This window comes from Leptolyngbya sp. FACHB-541 (genome assembly GCF_014695875.1).
Classification (GTDB): Bacteria; Cyanobacteriota; Cyanobacteriia; order Elainellales; family Elainellaceae; genus JAAUTN01.
This window is the reverse complement of the sequence record NZ_JACJPC010000018.1, coordinates 26413-42213: the sequence shown is the minus strand read 5'-3', so window position 1 is coordinate 42213 and position 15801 is coordinate 26413. Positions and strand designations below refer to the sequence as shown.

Annotated in this window: 16 protein-coding genes; 10 read left to right on the top strand and 6 right to left on the bottom strand. The window is 49.4% G+C overall.

Going from position 1 to position 15801, the window contains the following annotated elements:
• Positions 1-56: 56 nt before the first annotated feature.
• From H6G00_RS02440 to H6G00_RS02415, 6 genes are all read left to right on the top strand, one after another.
• Positions 57-1118, top strand: coding sequence for an ABC transporter permease (locus tag H6G00_RS02440; RefSeq protein ID WP_190642411.1), 1062 nt, complete (start codon positions 57-59; stop codon positions 1116-1118).
• A gap of 18 nt (positions 1119-1136) precedes the next feature.
• Positions 1137-1451, top strand: a complete 315-nt coding sequence (locus H6G00_RS02435) for a hypothetical protein (protein WP_190642410.1) — start codon at positions 1137-1139, stop codon at positions 1449-1451.
• A gap of 141 nt (positions 1452-1592) precedes the next feature.
• Positions 1593-2348 (top strand): response regulator transcription factor, encoded by a 756-nt coding sequence (locus H6G00_RS02430; RefSeq protein ID WP_190642485.1) that lies wholly within the window; start codon positions 1593-1595, stop codon positions 2346-2348.
• Positions 2349-2443: 95 nt separating this feature from the next.
• The gene (locus H6G00_RS02425) at positions 2444-3841 is read left to right on the top strand and encodes an ATP-binding protein (RefSeq protein WP_190795495.1); all 1398 of its coding nucleotides are present in this window, start codon (positions 2444-2446) and stop codon (positions 3839-3841) included.
• A gap of 112 nt (positions 3842-3953) precedes the next feature.
• Positions 3954-4730, top strand: a complete 777-nt coding sequence (locus H6G00_RS02420; RefSeq protein ID WP_190642409.1) for a pseudouridine synthase — start codon at positions 3954-3956, stop codon at positions 4728-4730.
• A gap of 21 nt (positions 4731-4751) precedes the next feature.
• Positions 4752-5561 carry a RodZ domain-containing protein gene (locus H6G00_RS02415; protein ID WP_190642408.1) on the top strand — a complete coding sequence of 270 codons (810 nt, stop codon included), beginning with the start codon at positions 4752-4754 and terminating at the stop codon, positions 5559-5561.
• Positions 5562-5613: 52 nt separating this feature from the next.
• Here the strand turns inward: H6G00_RS02415 and malQ are convergent, their stop codons facing one another.
• Positions 5614-7128, bottom strand: coding sequence for a 4-alpha-glucanotransferase (malQ, locus tag H6G00_RS02410; RefSeq protein ID WP_190795494.1), 1515 nt, complete (start codon positions 7126-7128; stop codon positions 5614-5616).
• Between the two features lie 282 nt (positions 7129-7410).
• Here malQ and H6G00_RS02405 point away from each other — a divergent pair, with 282 nt between their 5' ends.
• Entirely contained in the window at positions 7411-7548 is a 138-nt protein-coding gene (locus H6G00_RS02405; RefSeq protein WP_190642406.1) for a photosystem II reaction center protein K, read from the top strand.
• A gap of 107 nt (positions 7549-7655) precedes the next feature.
• Here the strand turns inward: H6G00_RS02405 and H6G00_RS02400 are convergent, their stop codons facing one another.
• Positions 7656-8120 carry a hypothetical protein gene (locus tag H6G00_RS02400; protein ID WP_190795493.1) on the bottom strand — a complete coding sequence of 155 codons (465 nt, stop codon included), beginning with the start codon at positions 8118-8120 and terminating at the stop codon, positions 7656-7658.
• A gap of 461 nt (positions 8121-8581) precedes the next feature.
• On the opposite strand from H6G00_RS02400, the gene H6G00_RS02395 reads away from it, so the two are divergent.
• Positions 8582-9370 carry a tetratricopeptide repeat protein gene (locus H6G00_RS02395; protein WP_190795492.1) on the top strand — a complete coding sequence of 263 codons (789 nt, stop codon included), beginning with the start codon at positions 8582-8584 and terminating at the stop codon, positions 9368-9370.
• Positions 9371-9491: 121 nt separating this feature from the next.
• Here the strand turns inward: H6G00_RS02395 and H6G00_RS02390 are convergent, their stop codons facing one another.
• Positions 9492-10613: an aminotransferase class V-fold PLP-dependent enzyme gene (locus tag H6G00_RS02390; RefSeq protein WP_190795491.1), complete on the bottom strand. Its 1122-nt coding sequence runs from the start codon at positions 10611-10613 to the stop codon at positions 9492-9494.
• 118 nt (positions 10614-10731) lie between these two features.
• On the opposite strand from H6G00_RS02390, the gene H6G00_RS02385 reads away from it, so the two are divergent.
• A complete protein-coding gene (locus H6G00_RS02385) occupies positions 10732-11523 on the top strand; it encodes a YdcF family protein (RefSeq protein WP_190642402.1) in 792 nt (263 codons plus the stop codon).
• Here the strand turns inward: H6G00_RS02385 and H6G00_RS02380 are convergent.
• Entirely contained in the window at positions 11491-12486 is a 996-nt protein-coding gene (locus H6G00_RS02380) for a CHAD domain-containing protein (RefSeq protein ID WP_190795490.1), read from the bottom strand. The two genes, H6G00_RS02385 and H6G00_RS02380, sit on opposite strands and share 33 nt — an antisense overlap.
• Positions 12487-12822: 336 nt before the next feature.
• Here H6G00_RS02380 and H6G00_RS02375 point away from each other — a divergent pair, with 336 nt between their 5' ends.
• Entirely contained in the window at positions 12823-13059 is a 237-nt protein-coding gene (locus H6G00_RS02375; protein WP_190795489.1) for a hypothetical protein, read from the top strand.
• On the opposite strand, the gene H6G00_RS02370 is transcribed toward H6G00_RS02375, so the two are convergent.
• Together H6G00_RS02370 and H6G00_RS02365 are read right to left on the bottom strand one after the other, a co-directional pair.
• Complete coding sequence (locus tag H6G00_RS02370) at positions 13054-13281, bottom strand: ferredoxin-thioredoxin reductase variable chain (RefSeq protein ID WP_190642399.1); 228 nt, start codon at positions 13279-13281, stop codon at positions 13054-13056. The genes H6G00_RS02375 and H6G00_RS02370 overlap by 6 nt on opposite strands.
• Before the next feature lie 225 nt (positions 13282-13506).
• On the bottom strand, positions 13507-15555 hold the full coding sequence (locus H6G00_RS02365; RefSeq protein WP_190795488.1) for a protein phosphatase 2C domain-containing protein: 2049 nt from the start codon (positions 15553-15555) through the stop codon (positions 13507-13509).
• Between the last annotated feature and the right edge of the window lie 246 nt (positions 15556-15801).

Sequence of the window (15801 nt, the reverse complement as noted above, 5' to 3'; positions counted from 1 at the left end):
GGTCAAATTCCTGATTGGGTAGCTTGCTTGAATCGTCTCCTCGTCAGCTTGAGCGCATGACCCACACTAAATTTCCTCCCGCCCAGCAGCGTCTTAGAGCCTTTCGCGATCGCTCCATCCGCTTCATCACAGGCGAAACTACGTCTTACATTGTGAAGCGGCTTCTGCAAGCTCTATTGACGCTGTTGCTGGCCTCAGCTCTGAGCTTTTTTATCATCCAACTGGCTCCAGGAAACTTTCTGGACACGCTGCGACAAAATCCTCAGATTTCGGAGGAAACAATCAATTCTCTAGAGGCGCAGTTTGGGTTAGATAGACCCGCGATCGAGCAGTATTTTCTGTGGCTTAAGCAAATTGTGACTAAGGGAGACTTTGGCATTAGCTTTGCCTATCAGCGCCCAGTTTCTTCACTCCTGTGGGAGCGGATTCCGCCAACGCTGCTGCTGTCGATCGCCTCGATTATTATCACTTGGGCGATCGCCATCCCTCTCGGGATTGTAGGAGCGGTGCATCAGAATAAGAGGAGCGATCGCATCCTGCGGGTGATTAGCTACATCGGACAAGGCTTCCCAACCATCATCACCGGCTTGCTGCTGCTGTTTTTTGCACAGCTCACCTCTCCTCTATTTCCAGTTGGCGGCATGACTAGTATCGATCACGCTGACCTTTCCCCTATTGGCAAGCTCCTTGATATTGGTTGGCATCTGATCTTGCCAACCCTCGCATTGAGCATTACTGGATTCGCTGGACTACAGCGCATCACACGAGGAGAACTGTTAGACGTACTGCGGCAAGACTACATTCAGACTGCTCGTGCCAAAGGGTTGCCCGAAAACCGCGTGATCTATGTTCATGCACTTCGCAACGCAATTAACCCATTGATTACACTACTGGGCTTCGAGTTTGCCAGTCTGCTAGGTGGCGCATTCATCACCGAAAATTACTTTAATTGGCCTGGCTTGGGACGGTTAATCTTGCAGGCAGTTACTGCTCAAGATCTCTATCTGGTCATGGCTAGTCTAATGATGGGTGCAGTGATGCTAATCTTGGGCAACTTGCTGGCAGATTTGCTGCTCAAAGTTGTTGATCCCCGCATCAAGCTCAAGGACATTAACTAGCACGCTGCAAAAAAAACTATGTCACAGGTCTTTTACCTGGTTCGTTCCAGGGTAGATGGTCAATACCTGGTTGCCCATCCTAAACCAACAAATCCGCCTGCTCAAGAGCAGTCTAGTCAATCTGACAGCGGATACTTGCTGATGTTTCAAGAACATTTTGACGCGCTCAGCTATCTCAACACTCACGGTGCAGCAGTAGCAGATCGCTTTGCTGTAGAGTCGATCCCAAATACTCAGTTGAACGGTCTGCTCAAACGTTGGGGATTCATTGGCATCGGCGTTGTCAAAGATCCCTTACTGCCCCAAATCGAATTTCTGTCGCGCACTGCCTGATTTCTCTGAAAATGTATCGGCAGAAATGTAACTCAAGTAACAGAATAAAAGGAATTATTAACCCTTGCAGATCAAGCAGACTGGCGGCATTTTGGTAGGATCAATCTGGACTGCCTAAATACCAGTGCTTAAATGCTGAATATGCTAACGCTAGAAGCTACCAGATCTCATCAACAGGATGTCAGGTTAGGGCGGGTCTTGGTTGTTGAGGATGAAGAGTTAATTCGTGAAACTGTTGCTTTGGCTTTGAGTGAGGAAGGGTATGAGGTGCTGACTGCGGAAGATGGCCGCAGCGCCTTGGATCTCGCCTGTAAGTCTGAAGAGGGGGGCTACTCTGAGTTTTCATCTTTAGATCTAATCATTTTAGATTTGATGCTGCCTTACGTGAATGGGTTAGACCTTTGCCGTCTGATTCGTCATGAAGGCAATAGTGTCCCTATCCTCATGTTGAGCGCCAAGGGTAGTGAGACCGACCGTGTGGTTGGCTTAGAAGTTGGTGCAGATGACTATCTGACCAAACCGTTTGGAATGCGTGAACTGATTGCTCGCTGTCGAGCGTTGCTTCGCCGCCATCGTCATGCTCATCCCCAGCCCGAGGAAACCACTCTAAAGTTTCAAGACATTATTCTGTATCCACAGGAGTGCCGAGTCACAGTACGTGGCGAAGAAATTAGTCTTTCCCCTAAAGAATTTCGGATTTTGGAGCTGTTCATGAGTCATCCCCGGCGGGTCTGGTCACGTGAACAGCTCATTGAGCGAGTCTGGGGTCCAGACTTTATGGGAGATAGCAAGACGGTGGATGTCCACATTCGCTGGTTGCGTGAGAAGTTGGAAGTTGACCCCAGCCATCCAGAATATTTGATGACTGTGCGCGGGTTTGGCTACCGATTTGGTTAGATTCACGATATGTAGAGTGTCTACTTAAGAAATCGCAGTAAGCTAATTGTGGGTTTAACCACAATCGTTTGCAATTATTTGCAATTGAGTTAGCTGTGCGAGTCCTGTGTTTCTTATTAGGATTGATAGTTGGGTTAGCTCTCTGGAGGTGGCAGCGATCGCGCTACAATGTCCGGCTCAAGAAGCTTTTAGGAGATGTAGAGACTGATATTGCTACCTCTGCCTTTTCCTCTACTTCTCAGCTAGCCCTAGCAATCACCCACAGCCAGAGAGACCGTTGCCAATTAGAGCAGCAGGTTGAAATTTATAAACAGATCTTGCAAATAGCTCCCATTGGCTACCTGCAAGTAGACGATGAAAACCGATTGCTGTGGTGCAATGTCAAAGCCCGTGAACTACTGGCAATGGCTCCAGACCAGCAATCAAAGCCACGTTTGCTTTTGGAGCTAGTTCGCTCCTATGAATTAGACCACCTGATCGAGCAAACCCGCGAAGCTAAAAATCCTTGTACAAGCGACTGGACTTTCTACCCAGTTAGCCCCGATCCATCCAAGTTGTCACAGCAGCAAGCTTATGCGCTGCGGGGTTACGGATTACCTTTGCCTGCCGATCAGGTTGGCATCTTCCTAGAAAATCGGCAAGAAGCCGTTACTCTGGTGCAGCAGCGCGATCGCTGGGCATCGGATGTAGCCCACGAGTTGAAGACACCGCTCACCTCAATTCGCCTCGTCGCTGAGACACTTCAAACTCGATTGGAGCCACCCCTCAAAGGTTGGGTGGATCGGCTAATTAATGAAACTATTCGCCTCAGTAATCTAGTTCAAGATTTACTGGACTTAGGCCAAATTGATCGGAACACTCCAGGGGCTTCCCTTAAAACCAGAACAACTGATTTAGTTGAACTCATTTTTTCTGCCTGGGCTAACCTTGAACCTCTGGCTCGAAAGAAGCATTTGCGGCTAGACTATTCTGGACCAGATCGGTTGCTCATGCAGCTTGACGAGCCGCGTATGTATCGTGTTTTGTTTAACTTACTTGATAACAGCATCAAATACAGCCCGCCTCGTCAACAAATTCGGGTGCAGGTAGGAATTGAAGCACTGAGCCAGGGCTTATCCGAACCGGACGGGTGTGTAGCCAATCAACAAATTCGTTTAGAAGTAATTGATGCTGGCCCTGGTTTTCCAGAAAATGCTCTGTCTTATGTATTTGAGCGATTCTACCGCGCTGATCCGTCGCGATCGCACAGCGTCCCACTCCGTATTTCAAATGTAACATCGGTAACCGACCCAACCCAAGACTCCGGTCATGATCAGGTTGATCTAGGAGAGCGAAACAGCAGCGGACTGGGTTTAGCCATTGTTCGCCAGATTGTAGAAGCTCACGCTGGGTCAGTGAGTGCAAGCAACCACCCAGATACAGGAGGAGCTTGGCTACAGGTTTGCCTCCCCTGGCATCAACCCGAACCAACCTCAAAAAATAAAGCTTCTTAAGCAACAAAGCTTCTGGATCTATTCCACTTCCTGTAATATTTGTACATATCGCGCTGGCTTCGGCTTGCTGTTAACCTACTAATGAGTTCTCTGTTCATTCGGCACACTACCTATGGATGAAAGACTGCAAAAAATTCTCGCGCAGTGGGGAGTCACCTCACGACGGGGGGCTGAGCAGATGATCCTAGAAGGGCGTGTTCGGCTTAACGGGAGCGTAGTTCAGCTTGGGCAGAAAGCAGATCCCAATCGCGATTGGATCGAGGTAGATGGTAAATTACTCCAGCCCGAATCGCGTCCAGAATTGATTTACCTGCTGCTACATAAGCCTGCTGGAGTAGTGACGACCTGCAACGATCCTCAAAACCGTGAAACTGTTCTTGATCTGCTGCCTCACCAGTTGAGACAAGATTACAAGGTGTATCCAGTGGGGCGGCTAGATGCAGATTCTACAGGCGCACTGCTACTGACTAATGATGGCACTGTAACGTTTTGCCTGACCCATCCTCGGCACTCGGTGCCTAAAACCTATCATGTTTGGGTTCAAGGTCATCCCCCAGAGTCTGCTCTAGAAGCGTGGCGAAAGGGCGTAATGTTGTCAGACAGACTTACTTTGCCTGCTGAAGTTAGAGTCTTAGAATCAGACAAAGACACTCAAACACTCCTGGAAATTGTGTTACGAGAAGGACGAAATCGACAAATTCGGCGGGTAGCAGCTCAACTGGGGTTTCCAGTTCTCCAGCTTCATCGAGTTGCAATCGGCTCCATTCAGCTTCAGCAGTTGCCCAGCGGGCAGTATCGTCCACTGCAAGATACTGAAATCAGTTTTCTGAAAACTCAGGCTAGTCAGTTCCAGCAAGAGTTGCCAAATCCAATAGTGGTAGGTCGCTAGATATCGAAGGGTATGGAAGTTATGAATAAAGATATAGTTTCTCAAGCAGAGCAAAATCAGTCAGATAAGTTATCAGAAATCGGAGCTTACCTCAGACAAGCTCGCGAAGAACGTCTGCTGACTTTGGAGCAAGTCGCTGCAAAAACGCTAATTCAAGCTCGTCTGTTAAATGCAATTGAACATGGCAAGCTGCACCAATTGCCTGAGCCTGTCTATATTCGAGGCTTTATCAAGCGCTATGCTGATGCTCTAGGGTTGAGTGGAGCGGAGGTTGCTAATGCTTTTCCAGCGGGTTCTGGATTGCGGACAACCCAGCCTTCCTGGAAAAATTCCCCTGCGGCTCAACTGCGTCCGATCCATCTTTACCTGATTTATGTTTTGTTGATTGTGGCAGCCGTAAGCGGATTGTCCTACCTGATGAGCCGCTCTGCCTCCTGGGTGAGTGCAGAAACAAATAATGTGATTCAGGCTCCTGCGACTGAGACGACCACCCCTGAAGCCTCTCCAACGGCAAGCCCTGCACCTCAAGCTACAACGCCTGCTGCCTCTGATAAACCTGTGCGAGTCGCAGTTACTTTGACTGAGCAGTCTTGGTTACGGGTTGAGGTAGACGGGCAAACAGACTTTCAGGGAATTTTGCCAGAAGGGACGGAGCGCACTTGGACAGCAGATAGCCAGCTTACAGTGCGGGCTGGCAACGCGGGCGGCGTTCAAGTTTCGTACAACGACAGTAAACCCGAAAGCATGGGGGCTGCAGGCAATGTTGAGGAGGTAACCTTCTCTGCTAGCCAAGATTCAGCAAGTTTGCCAGCAACAGCACCGTTGCAGTAACACCGATGCTGCTATTGCAATTAGAACTTGCAATTAGAACTGACGCAAAGCACTATGACGTTGCCTTCTCGCTGGGGGCACGTCCATAGGTTTCGGTGAGAATCCGCAGGCGATCGCTCCATCCTGACCACAATGCCTCAGACCGATAACGCCATTCCCAGTTGCCAGCAGGCTGTCCAGGGCTATTCATACGGGAATCAGAACCAAGCCCCAAAATGTCTTGCAAAGGGAAGATAGCGCGATCGCCGACAGAACTCATAGCCAGCCGGATCAGATCCCAGTGAATTCCATCTGAGCTCGTGCAGCCTAAATAGCGAAATAGATTTTCGCGCTCGTAGTCCTGCAGTTCCTCATACCATCCAACCGTTGTGTTGTTGTCATGAGTACCTGTGTAAACCACATAGTTTTGCCCGTAATTAAATGGCAAATAGGGATTGTCAGGTCCACCACCAAAGGCAAACTGAAGAATCTTCATCCCTGGGAACTGAAACTTATCCCGTAGTGCTTCTACGTCTGGTGTAATTAGCCCCAAATCTTCTGCCAGGATGGGCAGGATGCCTAACTCTCTCTCTATCGTCTGGAAAAGCTCTTCGCCTGGCGCATCAACCCACTCGCCGTCGATCGCGGTAGTTTCACCCTGCTTAACCGCCCAATAAGCGCTAAAGCCCCGGAAGTGGTCAACCCGCGTCAGGTCAACATAATCTAGCATTGCCTGAAAGCGCTGTAGCCACCACTTAAACCCCCGCTCCTGCATTACTTCCCAGTTATAAATCGGGTTACCCCAAAGCTGTCCAGTAGCGCTGAAGTAGTCGGGAGGCACCCCTGCCATCAAAGCAGGTTCTAGGGTTTCAGGATCAAGATGAAAAATCTGAGGATAGGCCCAAACGTCAGCACTATCATGGGCAACGTAGATGGGCATGTCGCCGATGATGGTAATGCCGCGTTCATTAGCGTATTGTCTCAGGTGGGACCACTGGCGGAAAAACTCAAATTGCCAGTACTTATGGCGGAAGATTTCGGATGTTAGCCGTTGTTGCCATTGTTCTACTGCGTCAGGTTGACGAGTGGCGATCGCCTCATCCCACTGATGCCACCCCTTGCCGTCATGAGCTTCTTTCAGCGCCATGAAGAATGCATAGTCGTCAAGCCAAAACCCTCGTGTAGCGCAGAATGCATCAAATTCCTGACGCTGCTCGGCAGAGGCATTCGCACTGAAGTTTTCTGCAGCTTGAAACAGCAGAGGAGTTTTAACCTGAGACACCAAATTGTAATCTACCCGATCCAGTGGAAACTCCGGCAGATTAGCGAAATCGTCCTCGCTCAGCAAATTTTGCTCTCGCAGCAAATCTAGGCTGATCAGCATTGGATTACCCGCCATTGACGAGTAAGACATATAAGGAGAGTTACCGTGCCCGGTCGGCCCCAAAGGCAGGATTTGCCAGATCTGCTGCTTGCTGTTGTGTAGAAAATCAACGAACTGATAGGCTTCTGATCCCACATCTCCAATACCAAATCGGCTTGGTAGAGAAGTTGGGTGAAGCAAGATACCGCTGGCTCTTTGAGGCATGGGCAAGGATGAAAAGTAAATAGGACAAATGCTGAGATGCTTGCTTAGACAGGGGCAGGTGCCCGTCTAACGCATTGACTTTAGCATGTCGCCCTACCTACAAAACTAACTCGCTAGATATATTCCGCGCCTGTTAAGTGACAGAAATTTTGACTGCTTCCTAACCCAAAAACTTAGGCTTTATTTGAGGAATGATTTAGGACATGAACTGATAACATCTCACGTAGCTGTGTTAAGATACATGGCAATTATGAAATCTGTGTTGAAGAGGTAGGCTCATTTATGGAAGCGGCATTGCTGTTGGCAAAGTTACCCGAAGCTTATGCAATTTTTGATCCCCTGGTGGATGTTTTGCCTGTGATTCCCGTCTTTTTCTTCCTGCTGGCTTTCGTTTGGCAGGCCGCAGTCGGTTTCAGATAATTCCAAAACAAGCAAATTCAAGCTTTAGATAGTTTGAAGCGGCTCTCAACCAGTGAGAGCCGCTTCAAACTTTTAAACAAAATACAAGCTATGAAATTTTATGCAGTTCAAAGAACCTGATGGGTATAAGCGTGTTGCTTAACATTATCCTCGCTTTTGATGATGCGCTCAGAATTCAAAACTCGTTTGCGCTCTAAGGAAAAATTGAAGTCCTGTCGAGTTGTCCCTTGAGGAATGTGCTCAGTTGCAACAGGGCGAGTTTTATAAGTGCGGGCAGCGGCGATCGCCCGGTTAGCAAATTCATCACAAAACTGAGCCTCCGCCGGAAAGCTGGTTAGCATCTGTGGCTCACCCTCAACTAACACTGACCCTAAAGTGGTGGCACAGGCTAACTCATAAGAGGTTGGAATTCCCTTCAATATTGCCTCCAGTGCTGCCGAAGGAATCGGTTCCGCGACTTTGACCTGGTGAATTTCAGCGTCTTCTTTGATGAAGCAAGTGGCTAAACCAATCACCACATAATCATTCGTAGAGAGATCTGAAGGGTTGGGATTGGTGGTCGTAGTTGTCATAGCCTAAATAGCGCCCTCGCAGCATTGCAATTCCTTTGCATTCTACCGTGTCCGACTCTATAAGCTCGTGTCAGCTTCTAAAGCTGTTACAAAATCGGGCGGTATATGACGAGATTTGCAAATTTTTTACAAAGATTCGGAAATTACACGGACTGCGGTTAGTCCTGAATGGAAGAATGAATTGCTTGTAGTTCCGCTCTAACTCTAACTTACGGGTGCTTCTGCTCACTTGATGTTTCCCTGAATCCGTTTGGAGGCAGGGATGAAGGTTTCAGTACTTATACGCTGACATCTATCGCTAAGACACATTATCAAGTGACACATGGATAGATGTGTCAAACGCCAAGGCGAAAGACACTTAAACCATAGACTCCGCTACTCAAAATCCCCTTAGACCGAGAACGCTGGACTTAGTTCCGCTTGATCGTGTCTCTCTTGAGCCTATATACCCCGAGGATAGAATGAACACGCGCCCTTCTAACCGCCTGAGCCGTCTAAACAAAAGTTGCAAGAATGGAAACAGCTTGAGCAGTACAGCAAGTGCCTGCCCTACCTGCTCGGTTCATCGGACGCCAACGCGCTGGCAGCCAAAACAGCGTCGGTCTTGTAACGTGGTTAGTCGTAAGCCGGTTGAGTTGAGCCAGACTGATCGCAATACGCTCTTGCGACAGCAGGCAATGAATCGGGTGCAGCAAGGCGATCGCCTTGGAGCGATTGAGATTTTTAACGAACTCATTGAGCGCCATCCTGACAACGCGACTGATTACAACAACCGAGGACTGGTTTATTTTCAGAATGGTCAGTTAGAGGAAGCGATCGCCGACTACGATACGGCCCTAGACTTAAATCCTTGCTTAGACAGCGTTTACAACAACCGCGCCAACTATTACGTCGCTCAAGGGCTATATCTGGATGCAATTTTGGATTACGAAATGGCGCTTGAGCTAAACCCCAGTAATGTCCGTGCCTGGATCAATCAGGGCATTACCTTCCGTGACCTGCAAATGTATGATCGTGCCGTTGAAAGCTTTGACTTGGGGCTACACCTGGGTCGTCTAGAAGGACACATCTATGCTGAGCGGGGACGCACTTACCATCTTTGGGGTGATTGGAACTGTGCTGCGGCTGACTACCAACGGGCAATTGATTGTCTCCCTGAATCTGCCGCCTCTACCGCCAATCCATCTGTACGTTTGCGCCAGCAGGTAGAAATCTGGCTGGATGAGCTGCTTCGTCCCTTGGAATTCTAGACAAGAATCCCGTCCCCAGGTAGAACCTGGGGATGCCTACAGCGAGGCTCTGCCTTCTGAAATAGATAAGAGGCAGAGGGCTATAACAAGAAAAGCTTTGCCCTGAAAAACGTTGCTCTTGCTAACTAGCGATCGCCTGCTCCAAATCCTCAATCAGGTCTTCAATATTTTCCAAACCGACCGATAGTCGCAGCAAATTTTCAGGGGTTTTGGTATCTGCCCCTTCGATTGAGGCTCGGTGTTCGATCAGGCTTTCAACGCCTCCCAAACTGGTTGCGCGAGTGATGAGACGCAATTTTGCCGCTACTGCAACTGCCTGCTGTTTGTCGCCTTTAACCTGAAACGAGAGCATTCCGCCAAAGTTTCGCATCTGCTGAGCGGCGATCGCATGACCTGAGTGCGTTTCCAATCCAGGATAGTGAACCGCTTCAACTGCAGGGTGCTGACTGAGAAAACGAGCGATCTGCATGGCATGGTGAGAATGCGCCTGCATTCTCCAGGGCAAGGTTTGAATCCCTCTGAGTGTCAGCCAGCAGTCGAATGGAGCTGCCACTGCGCCGCCTACAGTTTGAATATGCCGAACTTTGTCAAAAAACTCAGACTCTGCCTGCGCTACCACTGCCCCACCCAACACATCACTATGTCCGCTCAAATATTTAGTGGTTGCGTGAATTACTAAATCAGCCCCTTGTTGAAGTGGCTGTTGCAAAATTGGAGTCGCCCAGGTGTTGTCACAAGCGCAAACCGCTCCAACCTGATGGGCAAGATCAGCAACTTTGCCAATATCTGTCACTCTTAGCATCGGATTTGATGGTGTTTCAATCCAAACGAGGCGAGTGTTGGGTTGCAAAGCCTGCTGTACCTGCGTGGGATCGGTCATGTCTACGAATGTGACTGACAGGCCCCAAGGGACAAACATCGTTTTTAGCAATGTTGTAGTTCCCGTGTAGGCATCACAGGGTGCAATTACGTGATCACCGGGAGCAAGCGCTTGAAAGATGCTCATGGTTGCCGCAGACCCGGATGCAAACGCCGCTGCCACTGTTCCCCCCTCTAAGGCAGCAAGACATTGCTCTAGAGCTGTTCGGTTAGGATTGCTGGTGCGGGTGTAGATATAGCCTTGGGGATAGCTGCCATCTGCTGCTCGCTCAAATGTCGTTGATAGCTGAATGGGAGGAGCGATCGCCCCCGTCGTAGGATCGACCTGACGACCTGCATGAACTGCTAGCGTCTCAATTTGCATGGCACATTGCTCTGAATAAAGTTGAACTGTTTGGTCAAATGGTAGGGGGTAGGAGGCAGGCAGAGAAGCCCCCCTCCTACCCCTCCATCCCTCATCCCTTATTCCCTTTCCCTGTTTTATGTTCCTTTTCCTATCTAAGCTACTGCCCCTGTTCGTTTACCCGTTGGGATTATCCTGTTTGCTGCTGCTGCTGGCTTTAGTGCTGCTCTGGCGCAAGCCAAGACTTGCCGCGTTGAACATCGTTTTGGCGCTGGTGCTATTGCTAGCTGGGGGCAATACCTGGGTCGCCAACCAACTTGTGCAATCGCTGGAATGGCAGCATATTCCTACCTTTAGGCTACCGACAGCAGATGCGATCGTGGTCTTGGGCGGCGGGATCAAGCCCGAAACACCTCCTCGCCCCTGGGTAGATGTGAGTGAGGCAGGCGATCGCACCCTTTATGGCGCACAACTCTACCGGGAAGGCAAGGCACCCCTTGTGATTCTTAGCGGTGGTCGAATTGACTGGAAGGATGGCGGTCCACCAGAGTCAGCCGATATGGCAAAAATTGTTGAAGCATTGGGTGTGCCAGCGACGGCAATTCTACAGGACCCTAGTTCGCTTAACACTTATGAAAATGCGGTTAATGTCCGCCAAATTTTGCAGGAACGCAATTTGAATCGGGTGCTGCTGGTGACTTCGGCAATGCACATGCCGCGATCGCTAAAAATCTTCCAAAAACAAGGGATCGAAGCGATCCCCGCACCTACTGACTTTTTAGTGACAGAGCGCAATGCTGAAGAAGCAAGCCAAACTACGGAGGGACTGGTCTTAAGCCTGATCCCAGACGCTGAGCCGCTGCAACAAACGACCCGCGCCTTGAAGGAATACCTGGGTTTAGTGGTTTACCGGTTGAAGGGATGGCTTTAGGGGCGTAGCAACCAGTTGACGAAGCTGTTCTCGAAAATCGGGATTCAAATACTGCCGCTGGATGGGCTGCCAATTTGCCCAGGCACGAATCCGATTTTCTTCAAGTTGCTCAGCTAGTGTCGGCAGTTGTTCTTGCCAGTTGAGTTGCAGTTCACTGGTCAAAAAGTCATTGAGGACAGCAGCATCTTGCAATTCCCCCAAAATTTCCTGCACAGCTTGAAATTCTCGTACCCGCAACATGAAAGTAGGTTCGTAGAAATCGGTGAAGAATTCAGTTTGATAGCGTACCCGCTTCATCTGTTTGCGAAGGTCGTGCAGCACTTCTGCTTGCTCATCTAGCTGTTGGTTGATATGTTCCGAATCGAGCAAAGTCGGTAGTTTGATTTCACCAGATTCTACCCAGGTGCTGAATAGCCAACCAGGATGCAGCAACAAATTACTGATTAAAGGTAACAACAGATCTGGCAAAACTTGCAGTAGCGGTAGCGGAGCGATCGCCCTATAGCTAGGTTGTTCTAACCAGCCTTTGAAAGATTGCTTGAATTTGCGGTACTGTTGGCTTTCAAATAATTTTTCAATTCGGCTAAATTGGCGATCGCGCTGCTTTTGTAAACTCTCTACAACCTGATCTAATTTCTTCTGTTCTTTTCCCTTCAACTGCGGGCGATAGCTTTCTTTGAGTGCTATCTCTAAAACATCTAGATCTCTAACCGCCCCTAAGCATTGAGCGATTTTTTTGATTTGGCGATCGCCTACTGCTTCCGGTAGATCTAAGGCAGGTTCAAATACCTGTAGGGCTGTCCTTAAGCGGCGCATTCCCACTCGCATTTGATGCAGCGGTTCTGGATCGCTACCCTTCAACACATCTGATTCATGTTTTATAGATTTCTTAAAGTGTTTTTGAATTGCTAAATGAGCATAATCTTTTAACGTCTCATTTGCTTGAGCTTCCTGTGTTTTCATTGCTAGTCCCTGTTAAGTTCGTAGCTCACATCTAATTCTCTTTGGGCAGCGTGTCTTAGAGCGTAGCTGCGTACACAGAACATGTCCCAAAATATGCAGCTTCAAATAGAAACAGCATTAACTTCAGATTAATGAGCAGTCCTATTTAATTTATGAACGAGATAGTCTGTGAAAGCGCCTATTTAGGGAACTTTCACAAACCATTTAGGATTGCTCCATGGTAGCGCAGTGCCCTGAGGCTCCGTCCTCACACCTAGGGACGTTTCCTTGCGCTAATCTTGAGCTAAGTCGCTACTGTGTTTTATGAAGTTGCTGAAATATTGCTAGATTGCACCCATGCCCGACCAACATTCCCTATTGATTCCTCAAGCGGCTCAGCCAGAGATTGAGATTTTTGCTAGCTACCGCATCACTTACACCTTTTATGAAGAAGTTCGTTTACGGCAGGCGTTTGAAGAATATTGTGAAGAATATCAGCAGCTAGCAAACCAGCATCGCCAGGAATTGATCAAGATGCAAGGCGATTTCAACTTATTGGGTTGGTTTTACCGAGCCTGGAACAGGCGGTCATGACTCAACCAACTCCAGTTCGCTTTCGCGCAAATGCGCTCTGAGTTTGCCTGCAAACTTGACATGAATTGGAAAATTAGCGCTGATAGGCTTACCTTTCCATTCACTTGCAATCCCGATTACTTCGCCTTCTTGCCCATTGATGTCAAAAGGCTCGTTTCGGTGTTCGGGGTGATGGTAGACAGTAACAGATTCTTTTACGCGAACGCGATCGCCAACTTTCATAAACTTTCGGTGTTCTCTCTCAAGTAGTCGCTAATGTTTACGTCTGAGTCAGCGCATTTCGCCTCAGCCTTGGATCAGACTCCTCATCCTTATCTTTGCATATAAGGTGACATGCACTCAAACCCCTTGTCCCATTGGATAGCACTACTCAATAAACTGCTTGCGGGGAATCGCTGTCTGACAGAGACGTACAGCGATTCAGACCATTTATGTAAGGGGGCTGCTTTAAGGGGAGGATTGAGAAGACGGCTGGAGCAGTCGTTCCCAGGTTCGGTTAAAGCTTTCGGGATTGATTTGTCGCCAAGCAGCAACGCCCGCTACCCCCAGTAGAAACATTAAGACGGCAAGCCCAAAAGCGATCGCCAGCGGACTCGCCTTCTGTCGAGAACGGGTTGCAAAATCGGTTGTTTCTGACTCAAATTCTTCTTCGTCCCCATACAGCAATGCTCTGGAAGATTCTGACAGTTCTGACTGACTGACGAGCGGTGCAGGTGGCAGTTTTGGCTCGAGCGGTTGAGGATACTGAGGTGAAACCTGACACTGCAACAGCACCACAGAAATGTTGTCGTGTCCGTTTTTCTCGCTGGCGACCTCGATCCAGGCTTGAACAGCTTCGTCTAGAGTAAGCTCTCCCTTAAACAACTGGCGGGTTAGTGGCTCCCACGACTGCTCAACTCGATTGTGGTCGCTCAGCCCATCCGAGCAAAGCAGCAGCACACCATCCTCCTCCAGAACGAACCGCTGCACGACTGGATGTAGAAACTCACCATCCCGTGTGCCTAAAGCTTGAGTCAGGGCTCCAGCATCGGGTCGCTTTAAAGCGTCTCGGTAGAGGCTGCGCCCCATCCGCACTTCCCGAGTAGCGACATCATCATCCACGGTGAGCGTGTGGCAATAGCGCGGAGTCAGCCAATAGGCACGACTGTCTCCCAGATGTGCTAGGTAAAGTTCATGGGTGTTACTCGCACCAGTTGGAGTCTCGATTTTCTGGGGCAGTTGCAGTGCCATCACCAGGGTTGTGCCCATGCGTTGACGCAATTCTCGTCCCTGAGTATCGTTTTGCGCGGCAATTAGGTTGTTGACTACACGAATGATTGCTTCTATTTGCTGAGTCACAACCTCTGGAGTCATCAGTTCTGGCTGCTCAGCAATCTCAGCCAGCAGTGCCCGAAACTGAAGCTGCAGAGAGCGCAGGGCAAGCTGGCTGGCAACTTCTCCACCTGCGTGCCCACCAATGCCGTCACACACGATCGCCAGATGGGGCAGTAGCTCACTAAACTGGGGCGGTTCCGCTGAATTGAGCGTGATTGGATAGCAAGCATCTTCGTTGTGTGTCCGTTTTGGACCCGTTGAGGTTGCGCCTGCGATGCTGAGCTGGAGGGGTTGCTGAGCTGCCTGTTCTAGCAAAAGCTGGTTGAGTTGAGTGGCGATCGCTCCAAAGGGGGAACTGCTTTGCATCGCCCCCTCCGCTTCCTTAGACGTAGCAGACTGCATTCGCTGACAAATCTTTCGTAAGGGCTGGATCAAGGCTTCCTGTGAGCCGTCAATCCAGGTTAGCCAAACGTCTGCCAATTCTTTAAGCGATCGCGGACTGGCTGTCTCCTCTGTCGTGGATTCTAATCTCCCATCATTTGGCTCAGCAGTCTCTAGCTCACTCGTATTTGACTCGCCCACCTCTGGCTCAGTAGTATCCAGCTGATCAATCTCTGGCTCATCGCTGTAAAGCTCTCGCAGCCGCACTCGCCATCCCTCAATCCGCAGATTATCTGGAGTCAGGAGACTAGCAGCAACTCCCATCTCCTGAAGTGGAGTCCACAGTTGCAGAATTTGCCACAGCCAGTAAACCTGACGCACCGCTGTTCCCCGTGACCAAACCGTGGCGATTGCTGGGTAAAGCTTACCTGTCAGGTCAATAGGAGCATTCTCCAGCAGCATGGCTACGTCGCCTCCCTTGAGGGCGCAAAACCCAAACACTCCCGGTACATAAAGCCGTTGGGGATACAGGTGCAAGTAGGGCAAAGCTGCATCAGGTAAACTCGATGGAACATCGGGCGATCGCCCCGGCTGCGTATCCAGCCAGATTCTAGGAGCCACCACGCCATATCTACCGTTTATCCGGGTTCCAGTCGGGATGTGGTCTACTGCCCCGACTGCCCATAGGTAGTTATAGAGCAGTGGCGTTTGGCAGCGATCGCAGATACGGCTACCGAGCGAATTATTGGAATGAAGGCACTCTGGGTTGGGGCATTCAATCGAAGAATGGGGACGGCTCATGCACTCAAACAAGACGAACAATTACCCTTAAAGATAAGCTGACATTGCAACGATGTAATACCGTTTCTACATGAAGCTGCATATTTTTGAACCTGCCCTGCCTACGCAGGGCAGGTTCAAAAATACGCAGCTTTAAAGTTGGTATAAAAAGTGGCTATAAACAAACGGAAGATAAGCTGACATCGTGGGGATGTAAACAAACACTAAGTTAGATTGAAAGTGTGGGCAAGCTTACTCTAAGCAAGC